The organism is Bacillus sp. FDAARGOS_527 (assembly GCF_003812125.1).
In the GTDB taxonomy this organism is placed as follows: domain Bacteria; phylum Bacillota; class Bacilli; order Bacillales; family Bacillaceae_G; genus Bacillus_A; species Bacillus_A paranthracis.
The window spans coordinates 819,014-829,901 of the sequence record NZ_CP033795.1 but is presented as its reverse complement, the minus strand read 5'-3'; the positions used below and the strand labels follow the sequence as shown (position 1 = coordinate 829,901).

Genomic DNA, 10,888 nt, shown 5'->3' with positions numbered 1-10,888 from the left:
ATCACTCATTTTGCCGTTCCTACTCCATTTAAAACATACTTTGCAATAACTGCATATACAGCGACTGTACCTGCTACTAATGCATATACCATACTCGTGCACCAACCTTTTTTGATAATGATTATCACTTTTGAATACATTTTATCATTAAAGAGAATCATTATCAACACTTTTCATAAAGAAAGCCCCTTATAAGAAGGAGCTTTACTGCCTGTTTTGAAGAAGATTAAAACTTGTTGTGCACTCTTATTATATCTCATCTTACATAACTTAATAGTTAAAAAAAATGGAAATCCACCCTATACCCCCCATCTTACATTTTGTATAATAAAAGGGAATTACTTAACAAGGAGGAAAATAATGACACAAAATATTTCACAAGGCGAGAGGATACACTCGATCGATATTATTAGAGGAATAGCTGTACTTGGTATTTTTCTTGTGAACTGGCCTGTTATCGCCGGGATTGACTCACGTGATATTACAGGAGTTTACGAGGGGCTAGATAGCTATATCCGTCTATTTTACGATATGTTTATTCAAACAAAGTTTTATACTATCTTTTCGTTTTTATTCGGCCTAGGATTTTACATTTTTATGACTCGTGCTGAAGCGAAAACAGATCGACCAAAAACTTTATTTGTTCGTCGCTTACTTATTTTATTATTATTTGGTTTCTTACATTACGTTCTTTTATGGGACGGAGACATTTTACATACTTATGCAATTACCGGGTTTTTCTTATTTTTATTTTACAAAAGAAAGCCACGTACTATTTTAATATGGTCAATTGTACTATTAAGTTTCATGCAATTGTTCACATTATTAGGTTCTCTTGTCATGTTAATCGTGCCAGTAGAGGAGTTAGGCCTTTCCACAGCAATTATGCCGTTAGAAAACTGGGGCTTACAAATCACAGACCGATTCTATTCTTTCTACTCTGAAGCAATAAGTAATAGTCTTATTATGCTTCCTGAAACACTAGGATTGTTTTTACTCGGATTATATGCCGGTAAAAAAGATATTTTCCGCCGTGCGAAAGAATTAGATCCAAAACTAAAGAAATGGCAAATTATTATGTTTGTTTTAACATTACCGATGTGGTTTATTATGGTTTACTACTTTATGAACAATCAACTATACACACCATTTTCACTTATGGGTATTACGATGATAAGCGGAAAGACATTATTCATATTCTACATTTTCACGCTCATGCGTTTATTACAAAAAGAAAAATGGCAAAAGATATTACGTCCGTTCCAGTACGTTGGTCGAATGGCATTAACAAATTATATCTCGCATACAATTGTTACGTTGCTTGTATTCGGAATATTGTTCAAAAATGATTATCTTGCTCCATTATGGGTAGGACCACTATTTTGCATCGGTTTCTACACGCTGCAAATCTTTATTAGCCGCTGGTGGCTGTCACGTTACCAATACGGACCACTTGAGTATATATGGCGCCTTGGTACGTACGGAAAGATGATGCCACTTAAAAAGAAAAGCAAGGTCTCATAGTGAGACCTTGCTTTTTTATGCTTCTCTTACCGCACTTTGTATCGGAACTGGTTCATCCTTTACTTTCACTTTACGCTGCGGCACCATATTAAATACGATATTTAAAAGGACTGCTGACGCACTTCCTAGTACGATTCCGTTATCTGTTAAAATACGAATGCTTTCTGGAAGTTGTGAGAATAATGTAGGAACGACAGTAACTCCTAGTCCGATCCCAACAGAACATGCAACGATTAATAAATTTTCTTGTCTTCCAAAATCAACGCTACTTAACATTTTAATACCATATGCCATTACCATACCGAACATCGCTAACATCGCACCGCCAAGTACTGATTTCGGAATGATTGTTGTAATAGCTGCGATTTTTGGAATGAATCCAAGAACGATTAACATACCACCACACGTGTAAATAATCACGCGATTTCTTACTCCAGTTAATTGAACAAGCCCTACGTTTTGTGAGTATGTTGTATACGGAAAGGCGTTGAAAATACCACCTAACACCATCGCTAATCCTTCTGCACGATACCCTTTTGTTAATTCTTTTTCACCAATCTTTTTATTGCAAATATCAGATAATGCAAAGTAAACACCTGTCGCTTCTACAATCCCTACGCAAGCAACGAGAATCATCGTAATAATTGGCGTTAATTCAAACGTTGGTGTACCGAAATAAAATGGCTGAATACCATGGAACCAATCCGCTTCTCCAACCGCTTGCAAGCTTACTTTCCCCATAAATGCTGCAACGATTGTACCGAACAATAGACCTAGTAAAATAGAGATTGAACGAATAAATCCGTCAAAGAAACGATACATAATGATAATAAATAGTAACACACCAAATGCTAATGCTAAATTTTCAAGACTACCGAAATCCTTACTTCCTACTCCTCCAGCCATATCATTAATTGCTGCTGGAACAAGTGTAACTCCAATTACGGTAACGACAGATCCTGTTACAACAGGTGGAAACAGCTTTACAAGCTTTCCAAATAATTTCGCAAAAATAACAACGAATAACCCCGCAGCAATAATTGCTCCATAAATAGAGGATACGCCGTATTGTTTTCCGATTGCAATCATCGGCCCAACGGCTGTAAATGTACAACCTAGTACAACTGGGAGTCCAATACCGAAAAAGCGATTTGATAATGCTTGTAAAATTGTCGCAACGCCGCACATTAATAAATCAATTGAGACTAAATATGTTAACTCTTTTTGATTTAAACCAAGTCCGCCGCCCACAATAAGCGGAACGATAATTGCGCCAGCATACATAGCAAGCATATGCTGCATACCAAGCGATGCGATTTTAAATGGATGTTGCTTCATCGTTTATTTCACCTCCGCAGTTTCTTGCTGTACAAATGTAACTGCGTTATTATCAAGTGATGCAATTTCTGCTAGTGACTCAACACGAATTCCTTGTTCACGAAGCTTCTTTCCTCCATCTTGAAATGCTTTTTCAATAACAATACCAATTCCTGCAATACTTGCTCCAGCTTGCTCTACTAGGCTCATTAAACCTAAAGCAGCCTGACCGTTTGCTAAAAAGTCATCAATAATTAAAACGCGATCACTTTCATCAATATGATTTCGAGATAACGAAATTTCATTGGTTTCTTGTTTTGTAAATGAATATACGTTTGCAACATACATATTATCTTGTAACGTTAACGATTTACGCTTTCTAGCAAAGATTACTTTTACACCAAGCTCTAATGCAGCCATCACTGCTGGTGCAATACCTGAAGATTCAATCGTCACGATTTTTGTAATGTTCTCTTCTTTAAAACGTTTAGCAAATTCTTTTCCGATTTCTTGCATAAGTACTGGATCAATTTGGTGATTTAAAAATGCATCTACCTTTAATACATCACCAGATAAAACCTTTCCTTCGTTCAAAATCTTTTCTTGTAATACTTTCATGTTTGTTCCCCCTCTTATGCAATAAAAAAACTCCAAAAGCCGCCACCACTCGTTACAAGTGAGAGACGCGCTTTTGGAGTTTCGCAAAAAAGAATGCTAAACAAGCAAATATATTCGTCCTCACTCATAGTCAAAGTATTTACGGTACTTCGGTAGAAACTTGCAGGCCATATCCCCGCGATTATATGAGTGTAGCTAACTATTTATTTTATAGAAGGATTATAACGCACTTTTTATACTTTGAAAAGCTTTTATTCATAAAACACGTACAAATTTTATAAAAACATCATTTTCGTTCGAGTTTTGTAAACTCTTTCATTCCCAATTATAACTTCGTTAAAATGATTGGTCCATCTTCTGTAATCGCAATTGTATGCTCATATTGAGCTGATAATTTCCCGTCCATCGTTCTCGCGGTCCATCCATTTAAATCTACTTTCGAATATCGCATACCTACATTGACAATTGGCTCAATTGTAATTACCATTCCTTCTTGTAACTCAGGCCCTTGTCCTTGCTTCCCAAAATGAAAAATTGCTGGTTCTTCATGAATTTCTTTACCGATTCCATGTCCCGTAAAGTCTCTTGCGACAGAAAAACCTTCAGCAGCTACATAACTTTCAATCGCATAACCAATATCTCCTACATGATTACCGATTATCGCCTGCTCAATGCCTTTATACAAAGCATTCTCAGCTACTAGTAATAACTTTTCTGCTTCATCAGAAACTTTTCCAATTCTATACGTCCAAGCAGAATCTGAAAGACCACCATTTAAGTTTACTACCATGTCAATTGTTACAATATCACCCTCAGTCAAAGGAACATCGGCCGGAAATGCATGACACATTTCATCGTTTACAGATGCACATATCGCATATGGATATCCGTTGTACCCTTTCTGCTCAGACGTTGCACCATGTTTTTCTAAATACGCTTCAACAAACGTATTAATTTCTTTTGTTGTAATACCTGGTTTCATTATCTTCGCAATTTCTCTGTGACATGAAGCAAGTAATTTTCCAGATTCATGCATTAAATCTATTTCATTTTTCGTTTTAATTGTAATCATGCTGTCTCTCCTTACTAAACTTGCTATTTACCATTAAACTTCAATCATACACATCCTCTTCCAAAATTACAAAACTTCCAATTACAAATAGTAAGATTTATTTCTGCATAAAAAAACAGAAGGAGATTCTTCTGTTTTTTTAATCATTTTTACATATATAATTCATTTTCAAAAATTCAAAATAACTACCATTCGTCTTCTGTATAAACGTCCCAACTGCTTCAAACCCTGCCCTTTTATACACTTTAATCGCTCTTTTATTAAATGTAGCTACTGATAGTGTTATATACTTGCATCCATATTTTTCTTTACTAAAAGCTAGTATAGCATTTATGAACTGTAAACCAAATCCATTCCCAGTTATATTAGGTCTCATTCCAAGACCTATATCAACCGTTCCATCATTTATTTTACAAACAGTAAAATAACCAATGAGAGTGCCATTTTCCTTCACAGAAAATGTATAATCCCCTCTACTCTCATCTTGTAAAAATTCGGCTAAATCTTCTTCATCTGCCTCTATATCGTAAAAGGAATATTTCCCTTCATAATGCCAGTTGTATGCAATTTCTTCTGCTTCTTCTTGCGTCATTACTGTATAAGTATACTCCATTTTTCTATCCCCTTAAAAAAAGAGCTGCAAGTAAGCAGCCCTTTTTTATAACTCGTAAATCTCTCTATACTTCGCTTCTAAATAATCTGCTAAGTAATTTGCATTCAATCCTTCACCTGTTACATCTTCTAAAATTTCAAGTGGCTTTTTCGTTTTACCGTATTGGTGAATGTTTTCTGTTAACCATTCACGAATTGGTGTTACGTTTCCTTGTTCTAATAATGCATCAAAATTCGGAATGTCTTTTACCATTCTTTGCTTAAATTGCGCTGCATACATATAACCAAGCGCATAAGATGGGAAGTATCCAAATGAACCACCAGCCCAGTGAACATCTTGTAATACGCCTTGTGCATCGTTAGCCGGACGAATTCCTAAATATGCTTCCATTTTATCGTTCCAAGCCGCTGGTAAATCCTTCACTTGTAATGTGCCATCAAATAACTCTTTCTCAAGTTCATAACGAACCATAACGTGAAGCGGGTATGTAAGCTCATCTGCTTCTATGCGAATAAATGAAGGCTTCGATTCATTTATTGCATCATAAAACTCATCTACTGATATATCATTGAATTGACCATCGCTATACTCTTTTAATAAATCATAATTTTTCTTCCAGAATGATTTATTACGACCGATAAAGTTCTCAAAGAATAATGATTGTGACTCATGAATACCCATAGATGTTCCACTACATAGCGGTGTACCTTCAAATTTCTCTGCAATATTTTGTTCATATACAGCATGACCACATTCATGAATTGTGCCAAACACAGCCATACGGAAATCTTTTTCGTCATAGCGTGTCGTAATACGAACATCCCCTCTATTTAATGTGATCTCGAATGGATGTACCGTTTCATCAAGACGACCTGCTTCAAAGTCATAATTTAATTGCTTTAATAGCTCTAATGTAAAGTTTTTTTGTTTTTCTTTTGAAAAATGTTCTGATAAAGCACTTGTCTTTAATCTCTTTTGCGAATCCGATATTTCTTTTACGAGCGGTACGATACGCTCACGAAGTTGACCAAATACGTGGTCTAACACTTCTACTGTAATGCCCGGCTCATACATATCTAATAATGTATTATATTTATATGTTTCATAACCCCAATATGTAATAAATTTCTTTTTAAATTCAACGATTTGTTCTAAATACGGACGGAACATTTCGAAATCAGATTTTTCGCGAGCTTCTTCCCACACACTTTCTGCTTTCGCTTCTAATTTCACATACGCTTCATATTCCGCTTGTGGAATTTTCTTATTTCTATCATATTCTTTACGGCACTCTTCCACCATTTTCTTCGTCGTTTCAGAAAGCTTGTCTTCACGTATTAAATCTTCAAGCTCTGTTAAATAATTTCCCATTTCATCTGAAGTCGACATAGCAAACACTTCTGATGAAAGCATGCCAATTACTTCTGAACGCTGGTCTACACCTTTTTTAGGCGCACCTGTTCTTAAGTCCCAAAACATTAAGCTTAACGCTTCTCCGTAATTTTGTATCTTCTTCACATATGTTAAAAATTGTTTTTCTACTTCATATGTAGCTACTGTCATTATATAAAAACCTCCTTTTTCTACCTCAAACTTAATTCGACATGAAAATCTAAATTCCTTTTATAATAAAAAAAAAAGCTTGGCAAGCGCCAAGCTTTCTCCTTATAATTCTTTACCTTCTACTGGTAGTACGTTTTTCACTGCTTTTACCACTTTCTCATCTTCTGTATCAGATAAGAAGATTGATATAGCACCTTTATCTTCGCTCGTACGAATTAAACGGCCAATCCCTTGACGAAGACGTAAAATCATATATGGTACATCTACATCCCAGAATGGATCATTTACGTGCTTACGCTTCGCTTCAAACACAGGATCGTTTGGAGGGAATGGTAATGACCAAATAATAACATGTGATAATGATGAACCAGGAATATCTAAACCTTCCCATAAATGAACGGCACAAAGTACAGTCTCTTCTTCATTTTGGAAACGAGAAACAAGCTGACTAATTTCTTGGTCCCCTTCATATAGGAACGGAACTGACATTTGTTCTTTACTTACATATTCTTTAAACGCTGCAAGTTCTTGCGTTGTACGGAATAATACAAGTGTACGTCCATTTGTTTTTTGTATATTTTCAAGTGTATATTGACACTTTCTTTCCCATTCATTTTCTTTCGTATGAGATAGTAAGTTTACTGCCATTTGCTCTTCGTAATCAAACGGGGAGGCAACTGAGAATGATAAGTAATCTTTTACCCCTAAGCTATTTGCTGTAAATGCGAATGAATCGTTGTTAGATAATGTAGCAGAAGAGAAAATATACGGGATTTTCTTCGAGAATACTTTCTCTTGTAATACTTCTTCAACTGCACGCGGCATAATTACTAACGTGAAAGCTCCATCACCTTCTTCACCCCATGTAATTACATTTTTCTCGTGCATAAACAGACGAAGTGAATGCTCTAATACATCTAAATGTTCATCAACAATATTTAAATCATACGTGTTTACTGTATGCATTTCACTTTCAAATACTAATGCATCACCGACTTCACCAATTTTCGCATAAAGTCGCTTCGCTTCAGCCGTTACTTTTTCTGTCACAGTAATTTCTAAACGATCAGAACCAGCAATTTCTTTTTTATTCTCTTGTAACACATCAAAGAATCGCTCTGTTTGCCAAATTGTTTCTTCTACTAAATGCGCAAACTCCTCGCGAATATCATTTTGTAATAATCTCGTTAAAAGTTGCTCCATCATCGTTTGCTTTAAACGATATGTTAAAGCTTTTTGAGCTGCATATTCTACAAGATGTCCTTCATCAAATACAACACAACTACTTTCTGGTAATAATGGAATTTGTCCTTCACGCTTACGAGCATCGTACGTCCAAATATGATCCATATAGAAATCTTGAGAACAAATAATTAAATCTGCTGCTTTACGATAATGTTCACGTGATAGAGTTTGCCCGCAACGATGTCGCGAATCACAAGTGAAGCAATCTTGGAAGTAATCCCAATTTACTTTTGACCATTCCTCGTCATTTAAAAGCGGAAATTCTTTTCGGTCACCATAGTGAGTAAAGTTTTGCATCGTACCATGGTCAAATACAAACTGCGGTAATTCGTAGTACACATCTTCAATTACTTCTGGAGCTCGTCCACTCATAACATCTTCAAGTTTACGTAAACATAAATAATTATCCATTGATTTCGCAAGTCTTACATCTACCGATAAGCCTAATGCCTCAGATAATTTAGCAATGTCCCCTTCTTCTTTCACAAGCTGCTCAATTAACGTTTCATCTGCACAAGCGATAATCGCTGGCTTTCCAGTATAACGTGCATAACAAATTGCATATAGAAGATATACAATTGTTTTCCCGGTTCCTACACCAGCTTCTGCGAACATAACTTTCTTTTCTTGAAAAGCACGCTCTAATTGAAACGCCATAAAAATTTGTTCATCACGTTCTTCAAAGCCTTTTTCCGGAAGGATGTCGTAAAACACATCTCCAATCCACTCATTCAACTTATCATAAAAATTGTCTTGTTTCCCTACTTCAAATGGTAATCTCTTCTCAGTAAACATCCTTAGCCTCCAACCAAAAAGTTTTTCTATAAAAGATATAGCAACTGCTACTCATATGTGTGCAGCCACTTTCCCCTGTTGCAATACATAGAAATACACGAAAAAAAATTTTCCTTTCGAAAAAGGAAAATTTTCTTCTATATTAATGACTTTAAATACCGTTTATCAATCGCTGTTTCATGTGAAAGAGCTGACAAATATTCTTCTTGTGCTTTTTGTATTTCATCTACAATCGCACCTTGGCTATCCACTTCTTTTCCGAGCTCATCATACGTACGGTGAATAGCTTTTTGAATCATTGATAATTGGAAACTATCCATATCAGTTCCTCCTTTACGCATTACATAATAGCCAGTATATGCGCGCTGGAGGAGTTTTATACTATGAATTACGAGGTGGACGTTTTCCGAAGTACTGGTAGTAATCTGTACGGATAAATCCGTTAAACAGTTTACGTTTCTTCGATGCATCTTTTCCGTAGCACTTCTCAAATGCTTCGTAACTTGTTAATACATATGCCGACCATGTGTCTAATGGACGGAATACTTGTCCCATTTCTTTATATAGTTGTTCAACAAGTGCTTTTTCACTTAAACGTTCTCCGTATGGAGGATTCGTTACAACATAGCCATAATCCTCTTTTGTTGTGAAATCTTTTACTTGCATTTGTTTAAATGTAATTAAATCGCCTAAACCGACTTCTTCTGCATTATCTTGAGCAACACGGATCATACGATGATCAATATCTGATCCAATGATTTGCAATGGTTGATCATAGTTCGCTAAATCTTCTGCTTCTTGACGAGCCTCACGCCAGTTTTGTTTACCAACCCAGCCCCACTCATCCGATGCAAAACCACGGTTAAGACCTGGTGCGATATTTTGTCCAATTAATGCTGCTTCAATCGGAATTGTACCCGATCCACAGAAAGGATCCACGAAAGGACGATCTGGCTTCCAGTTTGTTAATTTAATTAAAGACGCAGCTAATGTTTCTTTTAAAGGAGCTTCCCCTTGATCCACACGATATCCACGTTTATGAAGTCCAACACCACTCGCATCGATTGTTAATGTTGCGATATCTTTTAACATTGCAATCTCAATACGGAATAACGGGCCATCTTCTTCAAACCAAGTTGTACGTTTATATGTTGTTTTTAATTTTTCAACGACAGCCTTTTTAACGATACGCTGGCAATCCGAAACACTGAATAACTCAGATTTTAAAGATTTACCGATAACAGGGAACTCACCGTTCTCTGGAATATAATCTCCCCAGTTTAATGCTTTTGTTTTCTCAAACAGCTCATCAAATGTTGTCGCTTTAAATTCGCCAACTTTAATTTTCACACGGTCCGCAGTACGTAACCATAAATTCGTGCGACAAATCGCCTTTTCATCTGCTTCAAATGTTACTTTGCTGTTTTCTACTTGGCATTCATAACCTAGATCACGAACTTCTCGGGCAACTAAAGCTTCAATACCCATTGCCGCTGTTGCGATTAAAGTAACTTTTCCCATTTGCATTCACCTCTTATGTATATTCAAACAATAATTAATAGCTATTTCTCCTATTAATTATTACATTTTACGAAGAATTTTCTCATTAACCATTTTAACTCATCATTTATAACTTCATACAAATAAAAAGCCCTCCTCTAACAAAGGAGAGCTGAGTTATTTCATAGTTGGTTCATAACGTTCTGTAAGCCATGTTCTGTTCCTTTGTACTGCAAACGGCCCACGCCTCGTACTCCGGTGGCAATCATCTATCTACAGGTTATACAACCTGTCCTTTCCCATCGTTCATTTCCTTGGAAAAGATTCCCCTACCATTATTTGGGTTTCTCGCTCGTGGGGTTTACCTCGTTCCACTCCTATCATTTCTTCAAGGACTTCGTCACTGTGGCACTTTAAAGGTAGTCAAACCATATCCGAAAGGACTTAGGTTTTTTCCCTGCCGTTAAACCAGCCTTACAGCCAGAATACCCTAGCTTATGAATTGGCTAGGCACGAACACTACAGCCATCTCAGGCCGTGCGAGCATGGACTTTCCTCTACAACGTTGGCGTTGCAGCGATTACCCAAACGTTATGACATCCATTAGTATAGTGGAAACAAAAAGATTTTGCAATGTTTTT

At 36.3% G+C, this 10,888-nt stretch carries 10 protein-coding genes, 1 other RNA gene and 1 riboswitch; of the genes, 1 reads left to right on the top strand and 10 read right to left on the bottom strand.

Annotated features, from left to right (window positions below):
* Window positions 1-5: 5 nt before the first annotated feature.
* Window positions 6-161 (bottom strand): hypothetical protein, encoded by a 156-nt coding sequence (locus EGX95_RS30275; protein WP_000600129.1) that lies wholly within the window; start codon window positions 159-161, stop codon window positions 6-8.
* Between the two features lie 199 nt (window positions 162-360).
* On the opposite strand from EGX95_RS30275, the gene EGX95_RS06690 reads away from it, so the two are divergent.
* Window positions 361-1,524: a DUF418 domain-containing protein gene (locus EGX95_RS06690; RefSeq protein WP_000193096.1), complete on the top strand. Its 1,164-nt coding sequence runs from the start codon at window positions 361-363 to the stop codon at window positions 1,522-1,524.
* Between the two features lie 15 nt (window positions 1,525-1,539).
* On the opposite strand, the gene pbuX is transcribed toward EGX95_RS06690, so the two are convergent.
* The 9 genes from pbuX to rnpB all read right to left on the bottom strand — a co-directional run bounded on the left by pbuX (window position 1,540) and on the right by rnpB (window position 10,839).
* A complete protein-coding gene (gene pbuX / locus EGX95_RS06685) occupies window positions 1,540-2,862 on the bottom strand; it encodes a xanthine permease PbuX (RefSeq protein ID WP_000809226.1) in 1,323 nt (440 codons plus the stop codon).
* A 3-nt stretch (window positions 2,863-2,865) separates the two neighbouring features.
* Window positions 2,866-3,459 carry a xanthine phosphoribosyltransferase gene (locus EGX95_RS06680; protein ID WP_000866485.1) on the bottom strand — a complete coding sequence of 198 codons (594 nt, stop codon included), beginning with the start codon at window positions 3,457-3,459 and terminating at the stop codon, window positions 2,866-2,868.
* Between the two features lie 107 nt (window positions 3,460-3,566).
* A riboswitch (purine riboswitch) is annotated at window positions 3,567-3,668 on the bottom strand.
* Window positions 3,669-3,784: 116 nt separating this feature from the next.
* A complete protein-coding gene (locus EGX95_RS06675) occupies window positions 3,785-4,531 on the bottom strand; it encodes a type I methionyl aminopeptidase (RefSeq protein WP_000628426.1) in 747 nt (248 codons plus the stop codon).
* Between the two features lie 139 nt (window positions 4,532-4,670).
* Complete coding sequence (locus tag EGX95_RS06670; RefSeq protein ID WP_000456875.1) at window positions 4,671-5,144, bottom strand: GNAT family N-acetyltransferase; 474 nt, start codon at window positions 5,142-5,144, stop codon at window positions 4,671-4,673.
* 45 nt (window positions 5,145-5,189) lie between these two features.
* The gene (gene ypwA / locus EGX95_RS06665) at window positions 5,190-6,707 is read right to left on the bottom strand and encodes a carboxypeptidase (protein ID WP_000215096.1); all 1,518 of its coding nucleotides are present in this window, start codon (window positions 6,705-6,707) and stop codon (window positions 5,190-5,192) included.
* A gap of 102 nt (window positions 6,708-6,809) precedes the next feature.
* Entirely contained in the window at window positions 6,810-8,747 is a 1,938-nt protein-coding gene (locus EGX95_RS06660; RefSeq protein ID WP_000493702.1) for an ATP-dependent DNA helicase, read from the bottom strand.
* 137 nt (window positions 8,748-8,884) lie between these two features.
* The gene (locus EGX95_RS06655) at window positions 8,885-9,067 is read right to left on the bottom strand and encodes a DUF3921 domain-containing protein (RefSeq protein WP_000376895.1); all 183 of its coding nucleotides are present in this window, start codon (window positions 9,065-9,067) and stop codon (window positions 8,885-8,887) included.
* A 61-nt stretch (window positions 9,068-9,128) separates the two neighbouring features.
* Window positions 9,129-10,268 carry a THUMP domain-containing class I SAM-dependent RNA methyltransferase gene (locus EGX95_RS06650; protein ID WP_123805473.1) on the bottom strand — a complete coding sequence of 380 codons (1,140 nt, stop codon included), beginning with the start codon at window positions 10,266-10,268 and terminating at the stop codon, window positions 9,129-9,131.
* Window positions 10,269-10,448: 180 nt separating this feature from the next.
* Window positions 10,449-10,839: RNase P RNA component class B (gene rnpB / locus EGX95_RS06645), an RNA gene on the bottom strand.
* Window positions 10,840-10,888 lie beyond the last annotated feature (49 nt).